The sequence below is a fragment of the Variovorax sp. RKNM96 genome (assembly GCF_017161115.1).
Lineage (GTDB): Bacteria > Pseudomonadota > Gammaproteobacteria > Burkholderiales > Burkholderiaceae_C > Variovorax.
The window spans coordinates 483,668-503,294 of the sequence record NZ_CP046508.1 but is presented as its reverse complement, the minus strand read 5'-3'; the positions used below and the strand labels follow the sequence as shown (position 1 = coordinate 503,294).

The 19,627-nt window shown below is 68.2% G+C and carries 21 protein-coding genes; 7 read left to right on the top strand and 14 right to left on the bottom strand.

Features of this window, described 5'->3' with window-relative positions:
- Positions 1-22: 22 nt before the first annotated feature.
- Positions 23-1,153 carry a Re/Si-specific NAD(P)(+) transhydrogenase subunit alpha gene (locus GNX71_RS02345; protein ID WP_206176839.1) on the bottom strand — a complete coding sequence of 377 codons (1,131 nt, stop codon included), beginning with the start codon at positions 1,151-1,153 and terminating at the stop codon, positions 23-25.
- A 430-nt stretch (positions 1,154-1,583) separates the two neighbouring features.
- Here GNX71_RS02345 and GNX71_RS02340 point away from each other — a divergent pair, with 430 nt between their 5' ends.
- From GNX71_RS02340 to GNX71_RS02330, 3 genes are all read left to right on the top strand, one after another.
- The gene (locus GNX71_RS02340) at positions 1,584-2,297 is read left to right on the top strand and encodes a response regulator transcription factor (RefSeq protein ID WP_206176838.1); all 714 of its coding nucleotides are present in this window, start codon (positions 1,584-1,586) and stop codon (positions 2,295-2,297) included.
- 99 nt (positions 2,298-2,396) lie between these two features.
- The gene (locus GNX71_RS02335) at positions 2,397-2,837 is read left to right on the top strand and encodes a DUF4019 domain-containing protein (RefSeq protein ID WP_206176837.1); all 441 of its coding nucleotides are present in this window, start codon (positions 2,397-2,399) and stop codon (positions 2,835-2,837) included.
- A 6-nt stretch (positions 2,838-2,843) separates the two neighbouring features.
- The gene (locus GNX71_RS02330) at positions 2,844-3,338 is read left to right on the top strand and encodes an NUDIX hydrolase (protein ID WP_206176836.1); all 495 of its coding nucleotides are present in this window, start codon (positions 2,844-2,846) and stop codon (positions 3,336-3,338) included.
- Here the strand turns inward: GNX71_RS02330 and mnmA are convergent.
- The 5 genes from mnmA to GNX71_RS02305 all read right to left on the bottom strand — a co-directional run bounded on the left by mnmA (position 3,328) and on the right by GNX71_RS02305 (position 9,650).
- Positions 3,328-4,428, bottom strand: coding sequence for a tRNA 2-thiouridine(34) synthase MnmA (gene mnmA, locus GNX71_RS02325; protein WP_206176835.1), 1,101 nt, complete (start codon positions 4,426-4,428; stop codon positions 3,328-3,330). The genes GNX71_RS02330 and mnmA overlap by 11 nt on opposite strands.
- 67 nt (positions 4,429-4,495) lie before the next feature.
- Complete coding sequence (locus GNX71_RS02320; RefSeq protein WP_206179320.1) at positions 4,496-5,473, bottom strand: LLM class flavin-dependent oxidoreductase; 978 nt, start codon at positions 5,471-5,473, stop codon at positions 4,496-4,498.
- Between the two features lie 45 nt (positions 5,474-5,518).
- Positions 5,519-7,192 (bottom strand): FxLYD domain-containing protein, encoded by a 1,674-nt coding sequence (locus GNX71_RS02315; RefSeq protein WP_206176834.1) that lies wholly within the window; start codon positions 7,190-7,192, stop codon positions 5,519-5,521.
- The gene (locus GNX71_RS02310; protein WP_206176833.1) at positions 7,189-9,072 is read right to left on the bottom strand and encodes a VanW family protein; all 1,884 of its coding nucleotides are present in this window, start codon (positions 9,070-9,072) and stop codon (positions 7,189-7,191) included. The genes GNX71_RS02315 and GNX71_RS02310 overlap by 4 nt, the downstream gene beginning before the upstream one ends.
- Positions 9,045-9,650, bottom strand: a complete 606-nt coding sequence (locus tag GNX71_RS02305) for a hypothetical protein (RefSeq protein WP_206176832.1) — start codon at positions 9,648-9,650, stop codon at positions 9,045-9,047. The genes GNX71_RS02310 and GNX71_RS02305 overlap by 28 nt, the downstream gene beginning before the upstream one ends.
- A 298-nt stretch (positions 9,651-9,948) precedes the next feature.
- On the opposite strand from GNX71_RS02305, the gene GNX71_RS02300 reads away from it, so the two are divergent.
- Positions 9,949-10,953, top strand: a complete 1,005-nt coding sequence (locus GNX71_RS02300; protein ID WP_241027136.1) for a hypothetical protein — start codon at positions 9,949-9,951, stop codon at positions 10,951-10,953.
- A 3-nt stretch (positions 10,954-10,956) separates the two neighbouring features.
- Here the strand turns inward: GNX71_RS02300 and GNX71_RS02295 are convergent, their stop codons facing one another.
- Positions 10,957-11,538 (bottom strand): isochorismatase family protein, encoded by a 582-nt coding sequence (locus GNX71_RS02295; protein ID WP_206176831.1) that lies wholly within the window; start codon positions 11,536-11,538, stop codon positions 10,957-10,959.
- 113 nt (positions 11,539-11,651) lie between these two features.
- A complete protein-coding gene (locus tag GNX71_RS02290; protein ID WP_206176830.1) occupies positions 11,652-12,032 on the bottom strand; it encodes a helicase SNF2 in 381 nt (126 codons plus the stop codon).
- 256 nt (positions 12,033-12,288) lie between these two features.
- Here GNX71_RS02290 and GNX71_RS02285 point away from each other — a divergent pair, with 256 nt between their 5' ends.
- Entirely contained in the window at positions 12,289-12,759 is a 471-nt protein-coding gene (locus GNX71_RS02285; protein ID WP_206176829.1) for a DUF6314 family protein, read from the top strand.
- A gap of 7 nt (positions 12,760-12,766) precedes the next feature.
- Here the strand turns inward: GNX71_RS02285 and GNX71_RS02280 are convergent, their stop codons facing one another.
- The 4 genes from GNX71_RS02280 to GNX71_RS02265 are packed head-to-tail and all read right to left on the bottom strand — an operon-like array spanning position 12,767 to position 15,625.
- Positions 12,767-13,345: a biotin transporter BioY gene (locus GNX71_RS02280; protein ID WP_206176828.1), complete on the bottom strand. Its 579-nt coding sequence runs from the start codon at positions 13,343-13,345 to the stop codon at positions 12,767-12,769.
- 50 nt (positions 13,346-13,395) lie between these two features.
- Complete coding sequence (locus GNX71_RS02275) at positions 13,396-13,989, bottom strand: energy-coupling factor transporter transmembrane protein EcfT (protein ID WP_206176827.1); 594 nt, start codon at positions 13,987-13,989, stop codon at positions 13,396-13,398.
- The gene (locus GNX71_RS02270) at positions 13,982-14,740 is read right to left on the bottom strand and encodes an ABC transporter ATP-binding protein (RefSeq protein WP_206176826.1); all 759 of its coding nucleotides are present in this window, start codon (positions 14,738-14,740) and stop codon (positions 13,982-13,984) included. Before GNX71_RS02270 ends, GNX71_RS02275 begins: the two co-directional genes overlap by 8 nt.
- A 39-nt stretch (positions 14,741-14,779) precedes the next feature.
- On the bottom strand, positions 14,780-15,625 hold the full coding sequence (locus GNX71_RS02265; protein ID WP_206176825.1) for an isocitrate lyase/phosphoenolpyruvate mutase family protein: 846 nt from the start codon (positions 15,623-15,625) through the stop codon (positions 14,780-14,782).
- Positions 15,626-15,761: 136 nt separating this feature from the next.
- Between GNX71_RS02265 and GNX71_RS02260 the strand changes: the two genes are divergently transcribed.
- Positions 15,762-16,475 (top strand): YebC/PmpR family DNA-binding transcriptional regulator, encoded by a 714-nt coding sequence (locus GNX71_RS02260; RefSeq protein WP_206176824.1) that lies wholly within the window; start codon positions 15,762-15,764, stop codon positions 16,473-16,475.
- A 30-nt stretch (positions 16,476-16,505) separates the two neighbouring features.
- Positions 16,506-16,934, top strand: coding sequence for a GFA family protein (locus GNX71_RS02255; RefSeq protein WP_241027135.1), 429 nt, complete (start codon positions 16,506-16,508; stop codon positions 16,932-16,934).
- Positions 16,935-16,958: 24 nt separating this feature from the next.
- Here the strand turns inward: GNX71_RS02255 and GNX71_RS02250 are convergent, their stop codons facing one another.
- Complete coding sequence (locus GNX71_RS02250) at positions 16,959-18,827, bottom strand: sensor histidine kinase (protein WP_241027294.1); 1,869 nt, start codon at positions 18,825-18,827, stop codon at positions 16,959-16,961.
- A 239-nt stretch (positions 18,828-19,066) separates the two neighbouring features.
- The gene (gene ssb / locus GNX71_RS02245) at positions 19,067-19,621 is read right to left on the bottom strand and encodes a single-stranded DNA-binding protein (RefSeq protein ID WP_206179318.1); all 555 of its coding nucleotides are present in this window, start codon (positions 19,619-19,621) and stop codon (positions 19,067-19,069) included.
- Positions 19,622-19,627: the final 6 nt, after the last annotated feature.

Genomic DNA, 19,627 nt, shown 5'->3' with positions numbered 1-19,627 from the left:
GCTCTTCTCCTCGCGTGTTCGCTTATTTCTTCGTGACCTGGCCGTCCTGCGTGACGCGGCAGGCGGCGACGATGTCGTCTTCGAGGTCGATCTTGAGCGCACCTTCCTTGGTGACGATGAGCTTCAGGAAGTCGAGCACATTGCGCGCATAGAGCGCCGATGCATCGGCCGCCACGAGCGCCGCCAGGTTGGTCTCGCCGACGATGGTCACGCCGTGCTTCACGACCGTCTTGTCGGCTTCCGACAGCGGGCAGTTGCCGCCCACGCCGTCAGGCCCCTTGCCGGCGGCGATGTCGACGATCACCGAGCCGGGCTTCATGGCCTTGACCATGTCCTCGGTGATGAGCGTCGGCGCGGCGCGACCGGGGATGAGTGCGGTGCTGATGACGATGTCGGCCAGCGCCACGCGCTTGGCGACCTCGACCTGCTGGCGCGCGAGCCAGCTCGGGGGCATCGGCTTGGCGTAGCCGCCAACGCCGACGGCGGCTTCCTTTTCTTCATCGGTGTCGTACGACACCTCGATGAACTTGCCGCCGAGCGATTCGATCTGCTCCTTGACGCTCGGGCGAACGTCGGAGGCTTCGATCACGGCGCCCAGGCGCTTGGCCGTGGCGATCGCCTGCAGGCCGGCCACGCCGACGCCGAGGATGACGACGCGTGCTGCCTTCACGGTGCCGGCCGCCGTCATGAGCATCGGGAAGAAGCGCTGGTAGCGGTCGGCCGCGATCATCACGGCCTTGTAGCCGGCGATGTTGGCTTGGGAGGAGAGCACGTCCATGCTCTGGGCGCGGGTGGTGCGCGGCGCGGCTTCGAGGGCGAAGCCGGTCACGCCGGCCGACGCCAGGCGCTGCAGGCCCGCGGCATCGAACGGATTGAGCATGCCGATGACGACGGCGCCGGACTTCATCAGCCCAGCCTCGGCATCGCTGGGCGTGCGCACCTTGAGCACCATGTCGGCGGACAACGCGCCCGCCTGGTCGGTGATTTCCGCGCCGGCGGTCTGGTAGGCCGCATCGGTGACGCTGGCTGCGACGCCGGCCCCCGACTGAATACGAACGATGTGCCCGGAAGCGACCAGTTTCTTCACCGTTTCGGGTGTCACGGCCACTCGGGTTTCGCCAGCCGCGGTTTCGGCAGGCACGCCTATCAGCATAGAGATCTCCTCAGGGGAAGGGGGCAGCACGGAATGCGGGCAGAGCTTACAGCAAGATTACAGTTGCTCGTGTCGCAAGAATGTCGCAATGAATTTGCTTGCCAAGCCCCATGCATGCTATCGATATAGCTATCTAATTTATAGCAGCTTCGGGTATTTGCCGGTCGGAGCCGGCAGTCTCGCCCGAAGCCCCGGATCGGCTTCTTGACCTCGATCAAGAACCCATGGATCAGCGCCAACGCATCAATGGTGATGCTTTGAATAACAGCATTTGTATTTAACTGTAGTTAACTATATTTAGCTTTCACTCGAAAAACGCAATTAGCGTGCATTAGTTGCAATCTCCATTTCTTACGTCAGACGCAGATAGATACACTTCTGACCAATCGCCCGCTCACTGAGGCTGGCGAAGGGAGGAAAAGGGGATGGAATGCGTATTGCCGTACTGGACAACGGGGCGGAACAGCTCAAGTTGATCAACCACACCATGACGGGACTCGGGCACGAGTCCCACATGTACACCGAAGGAAAAACGCTGCTGCAGTCCTTGCGCAGGCAGACCTTCGACCTGCTGATCCTCGATTGGAGCCTTCCTGATATCAAGGGGCTCGACGTGGTCAAGGCCATCCGGCACGAACTCAAGAGCCGATTGCCCATCCTCTTCGTGACCGACAGGCGCGACGAGGCCGACATGGTCGAAGCCCTCAACAGCGGTGCCGACGACTTCATGGCCAAGCCCATCCGGGCCGGTGAGCTGGAGGCGCGCGTCAACGCGCTGCTGCGCCGCTCCTATCCCGCGAAGCACGAGTCCGAACTGGTTTTCGGCCCCTACCACTTCTACCCCCCTTCGCGCCTGCTGAAGGTGCGGGGCAAGCCGGTCGAACTGAAGAACCGCGAGTACGAACTGGCGCTGTTCCTGTTCCAGAACCTGGGGCGCCTGCTCTCGCGCGAACACCTGCACGAAGCGGTGTGGGGGCTGGGCGTCGAGGCGCTCTCGCGCTCGCTCGACACCCACGTGTCGCGCCTGCGGACCAAGCTCGACCTTCGCCCCGCGAACGGCTTCCTGCTGCTGGCCATCTACGGACTGGGCTACCGGCTCGAAACGATCGAGGCGAACACCCTGCCCGCAACCGCCTCGCGATAGCACCGGCGCACGTGGGCGCCATGGCGCCCACGCTACAGGCCGGGTATCTCCGGGAAGCTACAGTCTCCCAACCGCGTCCCCGCAACAAGGATTGAGACGATGAATCGCATGACCCGACTGCTGCTCTCCGCCACGCTGCTCTGGAGCTGCTTCACCGGCTTGGCGGCCGCGCAGGACATCGTCGAGCCCAGCGACATGGTGCGCGGCGGCATGCAGGCGATCCAGATGATCGACCAGGGCAAGGCCGGCGAACTCTGGGACGGCGCCACACCGGCCGCCCGCAAACGCGTGACCCGCGCCGATTTCACAGGTCAGGTCGCCAAGAGCCGCGCATCGCTCGGCTCGCCCCAACAGCGCATCTGGGTAGCGGTCAACCGCCAGGTCGTCGCCGACGCAGATGCGGACACGGCCGGCCAGTACGTCAGCGTCGAATACGAGACCCGCTTCGCCAACAAGCCCGACGGCACCCTGCGCGAACTCGTGAGCTTCCATCTCGACCGCGACCGGACCTGGCGCTTCAGCGGCTACGTGCTGCGCTAGCCAGCCATGGCCGCGCGCTGGAAGCCCAACGTCACCGTCGCCGCGGTGATCGAGCAGGACGGTCGCTTCCTGCTGGTCGAGGAGCACACCGCCGACGGCCTCATGCTCAATACGCCCGCGGGCCATCTTGATCGCGGCGAATCGCCGGCCGAAGGGTGCATCCGCGAGACGCTCGAGGAAACCGCCCACCACTTCACCCCCACCGCGCTCATCGGCATCTATATGGCGCGTTCGCGTCCAGAGGCCGAGCAGGGGGAAGACGTGACCTACATGCGCTTCGCCTTCGCCGGCGTGCTCGGCGCCAAGGAGGAGGGCCGCGCGCTTGACGAGGGCATCGTGCGCACGCTGTGGATGACGCCCGATGAAATCCGCGCCAGCGTGGCACGGCATCGCAGCCCATTGCTGCTGCAGTGCGTCGAAGACTACCTGGCCGGCCAGCGCCATTCGCTCGACCTGGTCCACATCGATGAATCGGTGCGGGCCCCGCCGCTCAAACGATGACGCCGCCCCCCAGGCAGCGCTCGCCGTCGTAGAGCACGGCCGACTGCCCCGGCGTCACGGCCCATTGCGGCGCGCCGAAGCGCAGGCTGAAGGCGCCATTCGCGCCATCGGAAAGTTCGCAGCCCGCATCGGCCTGCCGGTAGCGCGCCTTCGAGCCGTAGCTGCCCGCTGCGGGCGCCTCGCCCGACACCCAGCTCGCATCGTCCGCGTTCAAGGCCGACGACAGCAGCCAGGGATGGTCGTGCCCCTGCACCACCCAGAGCGTGTTCTTCTCGACGTCCTTGCGCGCCACGAACCACGGCGAATGGTCGCCCGATCCGCGCTGCGCGCCTTTCTCCTTGACGCCACCGATGCCCAGCCCCTGCCGCTGCCCCAGCGTGTAGAAGCTCAAGCCCTGGTGCTCGCCGAGCTTGCGGCCGCGGTCGTCCTTGATCGGGCCCGGCTCCTTGGAGATGTAGCGGTTCAGGAAGTCGCGGAACGGCCGCTCGCCGATGAAGCAGATGCCGGTCGAGTCCTTCTTCTTCGCATTGGGCAGGCCGATTTCCTCGGCGATGCGGCGCACCTCGGTCTTGTGCAGTTCGCCGACCGGGAACAGCGTCTTCGAGAGCTGCGCCTGGTTCAGGCGGTGCAGGAAGTAGCTCTGGTCCTTCGACGGATCGAGCCCCTTGAGCAGTTCATGCTTGCCGGTCACTTCGTTGTGCCGCACCCGCGCGTAGTGCCCCGTGGCGATCTTCTCGGCGCCCAGGCGCATCGCATGGTCGAGAAAAGCCTTGAACTTGATCTCGGCGTTGCACAGCACATCGGGGTTCGGCGTGCGGCCGGCCTTGTATTCGCGCAGGAACTCGGCGAACACGCGGTCCTTGTAGTCGGCGGCGAAGTTGACGTGCTCGATCTCGATGCCCAGCACGTCGGCCACGCTGGCGGCGTCGATGAAGTCGATGTTCGACGAGCAGTATTCGCTGTCGTCGTCGTCTTCCCAGTTCTTCATGAAGATGCCGACCACCTCGTGCCCCTGCTGCTTGAGCAGGTGCGCGGTGACGGCGGAGTCCACTCCGCCGCTCAGTCCGACCACGATCCGTTGCTTTGCCATAAGCCCGCCATTGTCCCAGCCCTGGGGTAGCGGCTTCCGGCGTGGGGGAAATGGGCCCTTGGCGCCCCTAGCGGATGCCGGCCAGCAGCTCGTAGGAGCGCAGCCGCGCCGCGTGGTCGAAGACCTGCGAGGTGATCATCAGCTCGTCCGCCCCGGTACGAGCCACGAAAGCCTCCACGCCCTTGCGCACCGTCTCGACCGAACCGACCGCCGAGCACGACAGCACCGAGTCGAGCAGCGCGTTCTCCGCCGGCCCGACCTTCTGGCGGTAATTCTCCACCGGCGGCGGCAGGCGGCCGGGGCGGCCGCTGCGCAGGTTGACGAAGGCCTGCTGCCACGAGGTGGCGCGAAATTCGGCTTCCTCGTCGGTGTCGGCCGTGAACACGTTGAAGCCCAGCATCACGTACGGCTTCTTCAACTGCGCCGAAGGCTTGAAGGTCTCGCGGTAGATCTGGATGGCCTGCATGATCTGCTGCGGCGCGAAGTGCGAGGCAAACGCATAGGGCAGGCCCAGGTGCGCCGCCAGCTGCGCGCCGAAGGTGCTGGAGCCGAGGATCCACACCGGCACCTCCAGCCCCTCGCCGGGAACGGCGCGCACCGGCTGCTGCGGCGTCTTGGACATGAAATCCATCAGCTCGACCACGTCCTGCGGGAACTGGTCGGCGTCCGATTCGAGATTCCGGCGCAGCGCGCGCGCCGTGCGCTGGTCGGAACCCGGCGCCCGCCCGAGCCCCAGGTCGATGCGCCCCGGGTACAGCGACGCCAGCGTGCCGAACTGCTCGGCGATCACCAGCGGCGAGTGGTTCGGCAGCATCACGCCGCCGGCGCCGATGCGGATCGACGAGGTGCCCGCCCCGATGTACGACAGCAGCACCGCCGTCGCCGCACTCGCGATGCCCGGCATGCCGTGGTGCTCGGCGAGCCAGTAGCGCGTGTAGCCGAGCTTTTCGCCGTGCTGCGCCAGCGAGAGCGAGTTGCGGAACGACTGCGCGGCGTCGCTGCCCTCGGTGATGGGGGAAAGGTCGAGGATCGAGAACGGAATCATGGGCGCCATCATGGCGCGATCCGTCCAACGCCGCCGCGGGAGGGGCTATTCGGTTTGATATAGCGTGGTCACGCTCGCGAAATCGCGGCCGTTCTGCTCCACGTTCACCTGGAACGGCACGCTCTCGCCCGGCGCGATGGCCGGCAGGTTCTCCACCAGCTTGAAGCCGGTGAGCTGCCCGTTGCGGTCGCGCAGGCTCACCCACAGCCGCACCTTGCCGATGATGGCCGTGCCCGGGTTTTTCACGCTGCCCGTGACCTCCACGCTCTTGTAGGTGAAGCGCTGGCTGAAGTTGAGCAGCACGCTACCCAGCTCCGCCTTGGTGCCGGTCACCTTCACTTCGAGCGGCTTGCGCGGCCCCGGCAACGCGGCGCGGCGCATCGGCTTCCATTCGATGCGGGTCGAGGTGAAGCGCTCCATGTCCTCCGGCTCCAGGAAGATCGGGAAGCGCTCGCCCGGGTAAAGGTATGCCAGGCCCGTGATGTTCGTCGTGCCATGCGCCTTGCTGCCGCTGAAGCGCGAGATCACGCCGCCCGGCGCGAGCACGATCGCGTCGGTGCTGCGGTTGACCAACTCGCCGAGAAAGAGGCGCTGCTGGATGTTGTTGCGCCCATCGACCAGCGGCAGCAATTCGAGATCCTTCGGATCGAAGCGCTCGCTGTCCTCGGCCAGCAGATCCTCGGTGCCCAGGCGCAGGTCGGGGTTGAAGCTCTCCGGCCCGGCCGCGGTGCGGATCACCCGGTCGGCATTGAGCACCGGCGTGCGCGAGCCCGAGGCGTCGACGGTGTTGTAGCCGATGCGGTAGTCCCAGGCCGCGATCGCCGCCGCGCGGCCGAAGCGGGCGACGCTCACGTCCACCGAGGTCTGCGCGCCGGGCTTGAGTTCGCTCGCCTGCGCATAGCCATGGCCGAAGCCGATCACCTGTCCGGCGTCGTCGTACAGCGTGGCGAGCACGTCGATGCCGCCGACGATGGCCGCGTCCTTGCGCGTGTTGTCGATGCGCCCCACCAGCCGCACGCGATCGCCCTGCTGCACCAGGCGCACGCGCGAGAAGGTCATGCGCGGCCCCTCGACCGCGTTGTAGGGCTCGGCGAGCTTCTGCACCTGCAGCGTCTGCCGCGTGACGTTCTTTCCGTTCGGCATGTCGATCAGCGTGGGCGCGCTCTCGCCCGGCTCCAGCACGAAGATCGGCAACGTCTCGGTGCGCTCGTCGACCTTGCTGTCGCCGTCGTAGTAGGTCGCCCGGATGCCCGCACGCGACAGCGGCTTGCCGGTCTCGTTGCGCGCCACCACCAGGAGCTTGGGCTGCGCCGAACTGCCGCTGCCCACCAGCACCTGCCGCGGCTCGCCCAGCTTCAGGCCGTCCACCGGGATGGTGCGGTCGACGATGGCGGCCACCACGGGCCGCGCATCGGCGGGCCGGCGCGATTCGACCAGCAGCCCGGCGATGCGCACCACCAGCACCACGGCCAGCACGACGGCAATGCCGATGCCGACCTTGCGCAGCATCAGCTTCTGCCGCAGCGCCTCCTCGGCCGCGAGTTGTCGGCCCGCTTCGTTCTTGACCTGGTTCAGCACGCGTTCAAGCCGGTCGGAAACGTTGTCCTCCACCAGCGTGACCGAGCCGCAGTGGTCGCAGGTGTATTCGTTGAGGCCGGTGCGCTTGAGCACGCTGCTGCCGCATTCGCCGCACTTGAGCGTCTGGAGATCGATGGTCATGAAGCGCTTTCGTCGTTCTTGTTGTCGTCGTCCGCGTCGCAGGCATTCTTCAATGCCGCGCGCAGTCCCTCCACATCGCCCGCCGTCACTTCGCGCACGCCGGGCAGTCCGGCGAGGCCGCAGGCGCTCGATGCCACCACCGGCAGGCCGGCCGCCAGGGCGCGCAGCAGCGCGCGCGGTGCGTGCTCGATGTGCGCGGGCAGCACCACCACACGGGCGCCGTTCAACCCGTCGCCTCGCCAGTGCATGTGCTCGACGCTGCCGATGCCGCGCCAGAGCTGCGCATCGTCCGACGGCGATCCGAGCACGCGCAGGCGGCACGGCCAGTCTTGCAGCGACGCGGCCAGTTCGCGCGCGCCCTTTCGCGCGAGCGCACTCGCGGCGAAGACGATCAGCGGTGGCGCAGCGCCTGCAGGATCGATGGCATCGACGCCGCGAGCGGCAGGCAGCACCCAGTCGAGCCGCAACGATGCCGCCCGCGGCGCCATCGCGGCCAGATGCGCCGCAATTTCGGCATGCGGCGTGACCACCATGGCGGCCCGCGCCAACGCCGCGGCCTCCGCCTGCACAAGCGCGGCGTCCGCACGAAAGTCGCGCAGCGTGGCGTCGTCGGGCCAGCGTCGTGCGGCCGCATCGAGCCGGCGTTCGATCTCCGCCATCGGCAAGGCGCTGGCCAGCACCGTGATGCGGCGGCCGTCGAGCGCGCCGAGCTGCTGCAGATGCGGCAGCAGCGCCTGGTCGATCACGAGTTGCGTGTGCTCGGGCTTCAGGCGTGCGGCAAAGGCCAGCGCCAGCCAGCGCTGCCCGTCGATCAGGCTGCCCTGCCGCCGACCCGCGTGCCGCGCCCAGAGTCGCTGCCACACGGTGCGGCGCAGGCTGGCCCACCACGGCAACTGAATGGAGGCCGCGCCATCCGCGACGGCTTCCCGCTGCCAGCCCGTGGCCGGCCCGGTGCGCCAGAACGCGAGCCGCAGCGGCACCGGCTGCATGCGGTCGGCGCCGGCATGGTGTTCGCCGAGATAGCGCGCGAACTCGGGTGTCCACGCATCGCGCAGGACGGTCGTGCGCCCCTGTTGCGCCACGGCAGGGAGCGAGCGGTGCCGGAAGCAGGCCGTCTGGTCGCAGCTGAGGCAGCCACGCGCCAGCGGCAGTGGCAGTGGCGGCGCAGTGCTGGCGCCCTCTTCGCCCGCCCGTCGCAGCGCCATCGGCACAGCGGGCATCGCGAGCGGCGAGCGCGCGCGGATGCGCAGCACCAGCTCGTCGGAGGTCAGCTCGACCTCGAGCCGCCACGCGTGCTTCGCGCGCAGCTTCAGATCGACGTAGTTCCAGAACACTGTCGCATCCACGGCATCGCCCGCCGCATCGGCGGCCTGTTCGATGCGCGCCGTGTGCCCGTGGCGCTCCACCAGTTCGAGCCCGGCGCGGGCCGCCACGGTGGCAAGCGCATTCGAGAGTTGGCAGAGGCCCCCGGCCAGCGTCGGCACCACGCAGCCGCCGCGCAACTCGCGGCCCTGCACGAAGCCGCGCGAAGCGCTCGGCCGGCCCAGCTGGCGCCAGAAGCTCAGCAGTTCGCCGGCCGGCACCTCGATGGCGTCGAAGGCGCGGCGCGCCACGCGCAGGTTCTGCACCTTGCCGGCCACGAGAGGGAATTCGTCCGCGCGTCCGTCGGACCACAGCGGGGTGCGGTACTGCGCGAGCACCGGGGCGTCGGCCAGTGCATGGGCATCGCCATGCCAGCGCCGGGCTGAAGGCCGCAGCGCCTCGCGCAGCGCGTGGGCGCTGGCCAGCAGCCCGGAGCGCAGCCAGAAATCGATGGCATCGATGCGGCGCGGCGGCTGCCAGGCCCGCACGCTCACACCGAGGGGCCTCGCTTGCGCCATTGGCCGAGGTCGGCTTCGATGCGCTCGTTGATGTTGCCGCTCCAGTGCGCCTGGAAGCCGGCCGCGCGCAGCAGTTCGACGATGCGGTGGCCGATCACCACGGTGTTGGCCTCGCGCTGCTCGATCTCGGGAATCATCCCGCCGCTGAATGCCAGGTGCAGCCGGCCGGTGCGCACCGCCGTGTCCAGGTCCTGCGAGTGATAGAAGCAGCAGCCCCGAATGCCCGAGGCCAGCCGGCCCGCCGCACGCCAATGCTCGCGCACGTCGTCGTGGCCATCGGAGAGCGTGTTCCCGGCGCGGTGCAGGGCAATAACCTTCTCGCTGCGCAGCTGGGCGAACACGGCTTCGAGCCGGTCGTACTCGGTCTCTGCCGGCCACTCGGCCTCAGCCGCGTGCTTGGCCGCACAGATGCTGGCCACCTCGGCCTTGACCCAGGCCCTGTCTTCGCTCGTGAGCTCGTCGGGGTCGAGGTACTCGTCGGTGATCATCCACTCGACATCGGCATCGGGATAGAAGCCGCACCACACCAGATCGTGAATGCGTCCGCGCGTATCTTCAGGGGCTAGAGTTAGAGCCATGCGTGTTGGGTTGTCGCGTCACTGGCGACGGGTCATGCTTTCATTTTTCCTGGCGGAAACGTCGTCGTATTTTCGCGTGTCCGCACCACGGTGGCGCAGTAATGCGAAAGCATGAAGTCGGGAGCTCATCCCTTCCGCGCCGCCATCATGATTGATGCGCTGCGGCAAGGCAATGCGCCTTTTGGCCCCCTCGCCGCCCGCCACACGGCCAGCCGGCGTGAACTTTCGGCCGAGGGACGCACCGGCGTGGTGCCGCCTGGAGCTTCGGGCTGCGTGGCTATGCTCGGTGGCTTCTCCCATGCCCCGTCCCCACCCGTCCGTTGCACTGATCGCTCATCTGTCCGGACACGCGCCCGGGTACGGGTGCGCCTCGCCCGATGGCCGCTACCAGGCGGTGGAGCTCGGCGGCGACACGCTGATCGTCGACCTGCAGGAGCGGCTGATGCACCGGGCGCTTGGCGTATACCCGCGCGGCTTCGAGGAGGCGACGCCCGATGGCGCCAAAGGCACCACGCTGCGGATGGAAGGCGAGGAAACCGCCACCGCCTACCTACCGGCCTGGACCGATCTCCAATGGATCGCGCTGGAACACACGACGGGCAGTTTCTGGACGCCATGGCCCGATCCGCGAACGGCCGGCTTGCCGCCCGTCGATGAAACGCTGCCTGCCGAATGGACGTCCGAAGCGCCGCAGGCCACCGAGCGCGTGCGCAGATCGGTCGGCGACTGGACGGCGTGGTTCGTGGCGCTGGCGGTGCTCGCCTTCTTCGCAGTCTTCGGCTTCAACGCGATGACCTGGGCGCTGGCCGGCGGGTGGCAGTGGCTCTGGATGGCGGTCGGCCTGCCGGTGTTTGCGATGTTCTCGGTGCTGACGGTGGTCTTCGTCGTCACCAGCTTGCGCGAACGGCGCCGCGTGCGCGTGGCATTGGGCGGCATGTCGCTGGAGCGCGGCGAAGGTTTTCGCATCGGGGAGCCGTTCGACGTGCGCCTGCTGGCGACCGTGCCCGAGGCGCAGGGCGGCGAGCGAACGGTGGCGCCGGAGCGCATCGCCGTGCGGCTGATGCGGCGGTCGGTGCGCAGCGAAGCCGATGGCCGCTGGACCGTGGCGGACGAGTGCTGCGACGAGGCGATTGCCGTGCGCGACGACACGACGCGCGCCGGCCGGGTGCTCTATGCGTGCGAGCTTTGCGCGCGCCCCACGCCCGATGACGCGCCCTCGCAGTGGACCGTCGAACTGCGCGAGACGGCCGCGCCGAACAGCGCGCCCTTCGTCGTCGCCGGCCTGCGGCTGGCCGCGCGTTGAGCTTCAGTTCCTGCCGGCGATGGCGGCAAGGAATTCGTCGGTCGAGCGCACGCGGCCCATGCGCGGGAACAGTTCCTTGACCGCGAAGGCGTGCGGCTCCGCGGCCAGCGAAGTCATCGCGTCTTCCACGAACACCAGCTCATAGCCGCGGTCGAAGGCCGCGCGCGCCGTCGATTCGACGCCGAAGTTGGTCGCAATGCCGCTCATCACCAGCGTGCGGATGCCGCGGCGGCGCAGTTGCAGGTCGAGGTCCGTGCCGTAGAACGCGCCCCATTGGCGCTTGGTGATCCGTACATCGCCGTCCTGCACCTGCACTTCGGGCACCAGTTCGGAGAACTCGGGTGGCGGCACGGGCGATCCGGGCGTGCGCAGCGGCGTGTCCGAGGGCAGGCTCTGAAGTCCGGCCAGATCGACGCGCACCCACACCACGGTGCCACCGGCCGCGCGCAGCGCATCGGCGATGCGCGTGCTTCGTCGAACCACGTCCGCCGCCGCGTGCGGCGCCAGCGGGCGGCCGACGTTGCTGCGCTGCAGGTCGATGGAGATGAGGGCGGTCTGGCGGGGGTCGAAGGTCAGGGGTTCCATATCAGGCCATGTTACGAAGGCACTCTGAGGGTGTCATGAGGACATTTCGGGCAAAGAAAAAGCCGGCCCATGCGTTCGCATGGCCGGCTTTCAACGCTGACGCGCGCTGTGAATTACAGCGGCAGTGCGTCGCCGCGAGCGGCAGCGCGGGCTGCGGCGCGGACGGCATTGCGGTCCACGGTGCTGGCGACCAGCGGAGCCACGCCAGCCGATGCGCCTTCGGCGTACGGGTCGGCGCTGTGTGCGGCGGCAACGGCTTCCGAACGGACGGCAGCGCGGCTGGTCGACGAGACGAACACTTGCGCAGGACCTGCGTTGGCGCCGGTGGCGTACGGGTTGGCGCTGTGTGCAGCGGCCACGGCTTGACCGGCAACATCTGCGCGGCTGGCGGCCGAGGTCAGTTGATGCACGCCGTCATAGCTTTCAGCGTGGGCGGCACCGGCAACAGCCATCAGGGCAACAGCAACGGCGGAGAGGATCTTCGAGGCGGTCATTTGGATTTCCTTCAATTCAGTTCAGTTTTTGCTTCGGATGATTTCGAACCGGTCTTGGGTGGGTCACCGTCCCTCCGGGGGCGGCCACCTCGCTCGGGGCCCTGTTCACCCAGATCGGCTTGGGGGCCGGTCTGTGGATGTATTGTGCGACGCCATCTACGTGAAAACCCTTAGCAAAAGGAACCGCGGCGTTCACGAAACCGAAACAATCAATACTCAAAAGTCAGCGAACTTCGGTTTGACCTACAGTTCGCGCATGGAAACGACGCCCCTCCTGCCCCTTGCCTCCTGGGGCACGCCGGACATGGTCTTCGACCGGCTGGAAGGCGCCTGGGACCTGGACCGCAGCATCGAAGGCAAGGCCACGATGGTCGGGATCGCCCGGTTCGCGCGGCTCGACACCGGCCAGCTGAAATACCGCGAAGAGGGCCGGATCCAGCTGCCCGACGGGCAAGCGTTCGACGGGCACCGCGAGTACGTCTTCGAACGCAGCCCGGACGGTTTCTCGGTCTTCTTCGCCGAGACCCCGCTGCGCCTCTTCCACGCCATCGTCATCGTGCGCAAAGGCGACGAGCTTGTCGGATCGGCCGGCCACCTCTGCATTGCCGACCAGTACGACAGCGTCTACCGGTTCCGCGCGGACGGCTCGTTCGTCATCGAGCACCTGGTGAAGGGCCCGCGCAAGGACTACCTCTCGCGCACCGTGTTCAAGCGGCGCGGCCTGTAGCGATCCGTCAATCGCGGTCGAGCCGCCAGCTCGGCATGCCGCGCATCACCGTCTGCACGAGCATCGCGCAGATGCCGCACTTGATGAGGTCCCCGGGAATGAAGACCAGCATCGCCAGCGCCGCCTGCGTGAGCGACATGTGGGCGATCAGCGAGAGTCCGACGATGCCGAAGGCATAGACCACCACGATCCCGCCGACCACCGACGCGAAAAACGCCGCCGCCAGCAGTCCCTTGCCCGTCGCACCCGCCATGCGGCGCATCAGGAGGCCGCAGGCAAAGGCGCCGAACATCCAGCCGAACAGGAAGCCCCCGGCCGGCGCGACGAACACCGCCAGCCCGCCGCGCCCGCCCGGCAGCAGCGGCAGCCCAAGCGCCACCGCCAGCAGGAACAGCGCAATCGCAAAGAAGCCGCGCCGCGGCCCCAGCAGGCAGCCGGCCAGCATCACACCCAGCGACTGCAGCGTGATCGGCACGCCGAACGGCAGGTCGACCTTCGGGATCAGGCCGAACACCGCCATCAGTGCGGCGAACAGCGCGATGTACGAGAGCGAGCGGGACGAGGTGATGGAGCCGGTGGTGGTCATGTCGGATTCGGAAGAGGGGTGTTCGTCGGATTCTGCGCCGCGCGCGCGGGCTAGCGCCCCAGCCGCGCAGCCAGCGCATCGGCCACGCGCTCGGCGGTCTGCAGCGTGCGGATGGTCAGCGGCGCCAGCAGCCGCAACCCGCCGCCGTGGCCCGCGCGAGCGCGGTAGGCGTCGTCCAGACGCTGCCACTGCACATAGAAGTTCTCGGCAAAGCGAAGCATCAGGCCGATGCCGAGCGCGATCCGCTCGGTCGGCACGCCGAAGCGCTGCAGCGGCTGCATCACGGTCTCGAGCACGACCAGCAGGTCTTCGAAGCGGGTGGTGAGCGTGAGCATCAGTGCGAGCACGGCCGCGCTGGCCAGGCGCAGCGCGCTCGCCACGCCAAGCAAGGTCGTGCCCAGGAACCAGTGAAAGCCCACGATCAGCGCGCAGGCGATCGCGATGCCCACCAGCATCCGCACACGCAGCCACGCCGTGCGGCCGAGCGATGCAAAGAGCAGCAGCACCACGATGCACGCGATGCCCAGATGCACGGGCCGCTCGACCAGCACCAGCAGCGTGCCGCACACCGAAAGCACCGCGAGCTTGACCCACGCCGGCAGCGCATGCATCCAGGTCGGATGCGACGAGTAGAGGCTACGCACGGCCGGCACCCCGCTCGGCCTCGGCGCGCTGGCGCACGTTCTCCGCATAGGCCTCGCAGACTTCGCGGCCCGGCCCGTCGGCGCGCACCCGGCCCTGTTCGAGCCACAGCACGCGCTCGAAGTCGTAGACGTGTTCGAGCAAGTGCGTGGAGACGACGATCTGCTGGCCGGTGGCCTCGAGTTGCGCCGCGAGCCGCGCCTGGCTCAGCAGGTCGAGGCTCGCGAAGGGCTCGTCGAGCAGCAGCGTGGCCGGCTGGCCGATCTGCAGCGCGAGCAGGCACACCTGCTGGCGCTGGCCCTGGCTCAGTTCGCCGATGGCGCGGCCGGCCCATGCGTCGAGCCCGCGCTCCGCCAGGAATTCGCGCGCCCGCTCGCGCGCCGCCTGTCGCGCTTCTCCGCGCGCGGTGAGGCTGAACGCAAGCTCCTCGGCCACAGTCGGAAAGATGATCTGGTCGTCGGGGTTCTGGAACATCAGCCCCACATGCTGCGAGAGCTGGCGGCGGTCGGCCTGCGTCCCCTGTGTATCGCAGCCATGCACCACGACGCGTCCCTGCTGCGGCTGGTCGAGCCCGCTGATGAGGCGGAACAGGCTGCTCTTGCCGGCGCCGTTGTCGCCGACGAGGCCGATGCGCGCTTCGTCGAGGCCGAGCGTCAGCCCGTCGAAAACGCGCTGTTCGCCGCGAACCAGCGTGACCGATTCGAGGCGGATGCTGTGCGGGACGAGGGGGGCGGTGGAGGTCGGCTGCGGCAAGGGGTCGCCACTGTACCCCAAGCCCTTCTGCGATCTTTCTCAGGGCGTGCCGGAAAAAAGGCCGTTGATCTCGCCGGCGGACAGCATCCCCGCGCCCATCGCGCGAAAGCCGGCGTCGCCGCCGTCGAAAGCCTCGGCGGCGATGCGGTCGAGCAGCCTGAGCGCCGCCTGCAGCGGGCCGCAGCCCAGGCTGATGCGGCGCGCGCCGGCGCCTGCGAGCACTGCCACCGACGGCGCCTGGGTGTGGCCGGCATAGACGTTCACCGGCAAGGGCACCGCCGCAGCCAGGCCCGCGATTTCGTCGAGCTTCGACATGCCCGGCACGAAGATGCCGTCGGCGCCGGCCGATGCGTAGAGCCGGGCGCGCCGCAGCGTGTCTTCGTAACGAGCGGCGGGGTCGTCGTTGGCGACGAAATAGGTGTCGGTGCGGGCATTGATGAAGAAGCGGGCATCGAGCCGGCGCAGAGCCTCGATGCGCTCGCACAGGATCTCCGGCGGCGCGAGCTCTCGCGTGCCGGGCAGCGTGCCGTCTTCGATGTTCACACCGGCCGCGCCCATGTCGATGAGCGCGCGCACCACGTCGCACACGGCTTGCGTGCTGTCGCCGAACCCGCGTTCGATGTCGACGGTGACCGGCACGTCGGCCACGCGGCAGATGCGCGCGGTGGCCGCGAGCAGTTCGTCCACCGGCACGCGCTCGCCGTCCGAATAGCCGAGCGCCCACGCAATGCCCGCGCTGGTGGTGGCGATGGCTTTCGCCCCGGCGCGCTCGACGATGCGCGCGCTGACCGCATCCCACGCGTTCACGAGCACCAGGGGCGCGGGGCCGGCGTGCAGCCGGTGGAAGGTTTCCGTTCGCTGTTGTCTTGTTTCGATGGCGGGCATGGTGTGTCGTCTGGATCGATGGATATGAGAAGGAACGGGTCGAGCGTAGCGGCGCCCCGCCGCCGGAACTTGGAGAAAACTGCGGCCCGGCGCGCTGCGGCTACAGTAGTCGCCCCGAATCGAAGGAACATCAGCCATGGGCGCACAGTGGAAAGCAAAGCACAAGGACCTGGCCGCCAATGCCAAGGGCCGCCTGTTCGGAAAGCTCGCCAAGGAAATCATGATGGCCGCGCGCAACGGCGCCGACCCGGCCTCCAATTCGCGCCTGCGGCTGGTGGTCGAGCAGGCCCGCAAGGTCTCGATGCCCAAGGACACGCTGGACCGCGCCATCAAGAAGGGCGCGGGCCTCACGGGCGAAGCGGTGCATTTCGAGCATGTGATCTACGAAGGCTTCGCGCCGCACCGCGTGCCGGTGATGGTCGAGTGCCTCACCGACAACGTGAACCGCACCGCGCCTGAAATGCGCGTGCTGTTCCGCAAGGGGCAACTGGGCACCTCGGGCTCGGTGTCATGGGATTTCGACCACGTCGGCATGATCGAGGCCGAACCCGCCAACGCGACCGCCGACCCCGAGGTCGCCGCCATCGAAGCCGGTGCGCAAGACTTCGAGCCGGCCGGCGAAAGCAACGCCACGGTCTTCCTGACCGACCCGACCGACCTCGACCTCGTGAGCCGCGCGCTGCCGGCGCAGGGCTTCACCGTGCTGTCGGCCAAGCTCGGCTACAAGCCGAAGAACCCGGTAGATCCGGCGAGCCTGAGCGCCGCGGACCTGGAGGAAGTCGAAGTCTTCCTCGCAGCCATCGACGCGAACGACGATGTGCAGAACGTGTACGTGGGCCTGGCGGGCTGAAACCCTGCGCAGTTGTTGCAGGAGATGCAAGTGACGAGCCCCGACGCATCGACCGCCCGCACCCTCGCCGGCCGGTGCCTGTGCGGCGCCGTCCACTACGCGGTGGCCGACGAATTCACCTACGCCCTCAACTGCCACTGCGCGGACTGCCGGCGCGGAACGGGCTCGGCCTTCAAGCCCTTTGCCGGCATCGAGCGGCACAAGCTGGCGCTCACGCAGGGCAGCGACCAGATCCTGATCCACGGCGAGGCAAACGCCGGTGACATCCACTGCGGCAAGTGCGGCTCGTTCCTTTATTCGGTGGTGCGCGAGGGCATGTTCGTGCACGTCACCCTGGGCACGCTGGTCGACGATCCGTCGATCCGGCCGAGCGCGCACATCTTCGTCGGCTCGAAGGCGCCTTGGTTCACCATCAACGACGACCTCCCCCAGCACCAGGGACACGCAGGCGCCGACTGACGAGCAGTCAGCCAGGCCGCTCCGCTAGCCCTTCCGCGACTTGCGCTGCAGCGGCAGCCACAGCGTGAAGATCGTGCCCGTCGGCCCCGAGCGCCAGCTGACGCCGCCGCCGACAGCCTGCGCACGGCGCAGCTGGTTCTGCATGCCGCGCCCGCCGGCCTCGGCCATCGCCTTGTCGACGTCGAAGCCCTGGCCGTTGTCCTCGATGGTCACGCGCACGCCGCCGGCCTCGGGCATGGTGCCCACGCGGATCTCGGTGGCGCGCGTGTGGCGCAGGATGTTGGCGATGCTCTCCTGCACGATGCGCAGGATGTGCAGCGCGCTGGTCGGGTCGAGCCAGTCGAGCGGCGGGATCTCCTGCACCTCCCAGCGCAGCGCGACGCCGGAGCTCTCCAGCCGGGGGCCGAGGCGGTAGCGCAGCGTGGCCAGCAGCAGCAAGAGGTCGTCTTCGAGCGGCTCCATCGAGTCGATGGTGAGCTTCAGGTCGTCCAGGCAGCTTCTGAGGATGTGCGACACCTTCTCGTCGCTGAGGCGCCCGTTCTCCACCGAGCGGATCGCGCTGATGAGCGACGAGCCGAGGCCATCGTGCATGTCCTGCATCAGGCGCTGGCGCTCGTCGCTGATGGTCTGGCGCTTCTCGACCTCGCGCAGCCGGCGGTGGCTCTGCTCGAGCTCGGCCTCGCGGGCCTGCAGGCGCTCGGCCAGGCTGGCGTTGACCAGTTCCACCTCGGCGATGGCGTTGACGTAGCGTCGGTACATCAGCGTGCCGAAGACGGCAAAAGTGACGGCGTTGGTGTAGGACCCCAGGTACCAGCCCTCGGGGCTCGCGAAGTTGTTCTGCAGCAGCCAGTCGGACAGGCCCAGCAGCACGCACATGCCGATGCCGACGGCCACCAGCCGGCCCTCGTTCGAGCGGCGCCAGGCACTGATGCCGCCCACCAGCGCGACGGCACCGCCCATGAAGGCCGCGCCGATGTAGATGAGCGGCGTGACCTGCGGGGTGTTCGTCAAGATGCCGAGGCCCGGCAGCGTCAGCACGCCGATCAGCGCGGTCCAACCGACCACCCCGAACGTCAGCCACTTGAGCGGGCGGCCGTGCAACTGGCGCAGCGCGAAATGCACCACCGCGACCAGCCAGAACAGCGAGTTGACCGTGAGCCAGGCGAACCAGTCGTTGGCCACCGGCAGGCCCACGTAGAAATGGAGGCTCCGCAGGAACGAGGTGGTCGCGAGGTTGAAGAAAAGCAGGTAGCCGGTTTCGTGCCGGCGCCGGAACCACACGAACAGCGCGAACAGGCCTACGGCCATGAAGGCCGCGCCGAGCATGGCGGGCAGGTCCTGCTGGAACCACAGGCGCTTGTTGAAGCGGTCCTTCAGCGAATCGACCGGTCCCAGCCACAGCGAGGACACCGCCACCTGCGCATTGCGCGTGTGCTCCAGGCGGATGAGGATTTCCCTGAGCGGCACCGCATCGGGCGTCTTCTCGATCACCACCCACAGCGGCGTGCGAGTGCTGTTCCACAGCGGCCCGCTCTCCTGCGCGCGGTGGACCAGCCGGCCGTCGGCATACACCGCGATGGTGCCGTCGGTCTTGATGCGCACGCCGTACAGCGCGAGCGGGCCGGTGGAAACGGGCAGGTCGCGCACCGACACGCGCAGCCAGGTGGTGCGCGTCGCGCTGGCGATGAAGCGGCCGTCGGCCTGGCGCAGCAGCGCGATGGGCAGGGACAGGGGCAGCTCGATGGGCTGCCAGGTGTCGGGCAGGGCCCGGCTGTCCATGACGAGCGAAGGTTCGCGAAAGCCCGGCGCCTCGGTGACCTGCCAGTCGGCGTGGGTGATCTGCGTTGCCGGCACGCCCGGCGCGGCGGAGGAGCCGCCGAAGAAGACGATCATGACCGCCAGCAGGGCGATGGAGACGGCCAGCACCACGTTGGCCCACAGCGGAGCCGCGCGGTATTTCGAGAAGCCGTCGAAGAACCACGCATGCAGTTGGCGCACCACGGGGAAGTTCATCGGGGCGCGGACTGCGGGGCGGGGTTCAAGTTATTGCCGGGGACGAGGATGTCCGGGGCAAGACGCATGACCGAAGCGGCAATGAGGGGGCTTCGGTCATGCAGGAGAGAGCCGTCGGATCAGAACGGAATGTCGTCATCCATGTCGTCGAATCCCGACGACGACTTGGCCGGTGCCTGACGCGGCGCGGCCGAGGGTGCGCGGGGTGCCGCTGCGGGAGCGCGGGGGGCGTAGCCACCACCGCCGCCGCCATTGCCGCCCTGCGAGTAGCCACCGCCACCGCCGCCTTGCGAATAACCGCCATCGTCCTCCGGACCGCCCGACGGGCCGCCCTGGCCCTGGCGGCTGCCCAGCATCTGCATCTGGTCGGCGCGGATTTCGGTGGTGTACTTTTCGATGCCGTCCTTGTCGGTCCACTTGCGCGTGCGCAAGGAACCTTCGACATAGACCTGCGAGCCCTTGCGCAGGTACTGGCCGGCGATTTCGGCCAGGCGGCCGTTGAAGACGATGCGGTGCCATTCGGTGGCTTCGCGCATTTCGCCGCTTTGCTTGTCTTTCCAGCGATCGGTGGTGGCCACTGTGACGTTCGCGACCTGGTCGCCGCTCGGGAAGGTACGCATTTCGGGGTCGCGCCCCAGATTGCCGACGACGATGACTTTATTGACCGATGCCATATGCAC

Coding starts and splice junctions, on each gene's coding strand:
- GNX71_RS02345 (WP_206176839.1), bottom strand. CDS start 1,153: ATGCTGATAGGCGTGCCTGCCGAAACCGCGGCTGGCGAAACCCGAGTG.
- GNX71_RS02340 (WP_206176838.1), top strand. CDS start 1,584: ATGCGTATTGCCGTACTGGACAACGGGGCGGAACAGCTCAAGTTGATC.
- GNX71_RS02335 (WP_206176837.1), top strand. CDS start 2,397: ATGAATCGCATGACCCGACTGCTGCTCTCCGCCACGCTGCTCTGGAGC.
- GNX71_RS02330 (WP_206176836.1), top strand. CDS start 2,844: ATGGCCGCGCGCTGGAAGCCCAACGTCACCGTCGCCGCGGTGATCGAG.
- mnmA (WP_206176835.1), bottom strand. CDS start 4,428: ATGGCAAAGCAACGGATCGTGGTCGGACTGAGCGGCGGAGTGGACTCC.
- GNX71_RS02320 (WP_206179320.1), bottom strand. CDS start 5,473: ATGATTCCGTTCTCGATCCTCGACCTTTCCCCCATCACCGAGGGCAGC.
- GNX71_RS02315 (WP_206176834.1), bottom strand. CDS start 7,192: ATGACCATCGATCTCCAGACGCTCAAGTGCGGCGAATGCGGCAGCAGC.
- GNX71_RS02310 (WP_206176833.1), bottom strand. CDS start 9,072: ATGGCGCAAGCGAGGCCCCTCGGTGTGAGCGTGCGGGCCTGGCAGCCG.
- GNX71_RS02305 (WP_206176832.1), bottom strand. CDS start 9,650: ATGGCTCTAACTCTAGCCCCTGAAGATACGCGCGGACGCATTCACGAT.
- GNX71_RS02300 (WP_241027136.1), top strand. CDS start 9,949: ATGCCCCGTCCCCACCCGTCCGTTGCACTGATCGCTCATCTGTCCGGA.
- GNX71_RS02295 (WP_206176831.1), bottom strand. CDS start 11,538: ATGGAACCCCTGACCTTCGACCCCCGCCAGACCGCCCTCATCTCCATC.
- GNX71_RS02290 (WP_206176830.1), bottom strand. CDS start 12,032: ATGACCGCCTCGAAGATCCTCTCCGCCGTTGCTGTTGCCCTGATGGCT.
- GNX71_RS02285 (WP_206176829.1), top strand. CDS start 12,289: ATGGAAACGACGCCCCTCCTGCCCCTTGCCTCCTGGGGCACGCCGGAC.
- GNX71_RS02280 (WP_206176828.1), bottom strand. CDS start 13,345: ATGACCACCACCGGCTCCATCACCTCGTCCCGCTCGCTCTCGTACATC.
- GNX71_RS02265 (WP_206176825.1), bottom strand. CDS start 15,625: ATGCCCGCCATCGAAACAAGACAACAGCGAACGGAAACCTTCCACCGG.
- GNX71_RS02260 (WP_206176824.1), top strand. CDS start 15,762: ATGGGCGCACAGTGGAAAGCAAAGCACAAGGACCTGGCCGCCAATGCC.
- GNX71_RS02250 (WP_241027294.1), bottom strand. CDS start 18,827: ATGATCGTCTTCTTCGGCGGCTCCTCCGCCGCGCCGGGCGTGCCGGCA.
- ssb (WP_206179318.1), bottom strand. CDS start 19,621: ATGGCATCGGTCAATAAAGTCATCGTCGTCGGCAATCTGGGGCGCGAC.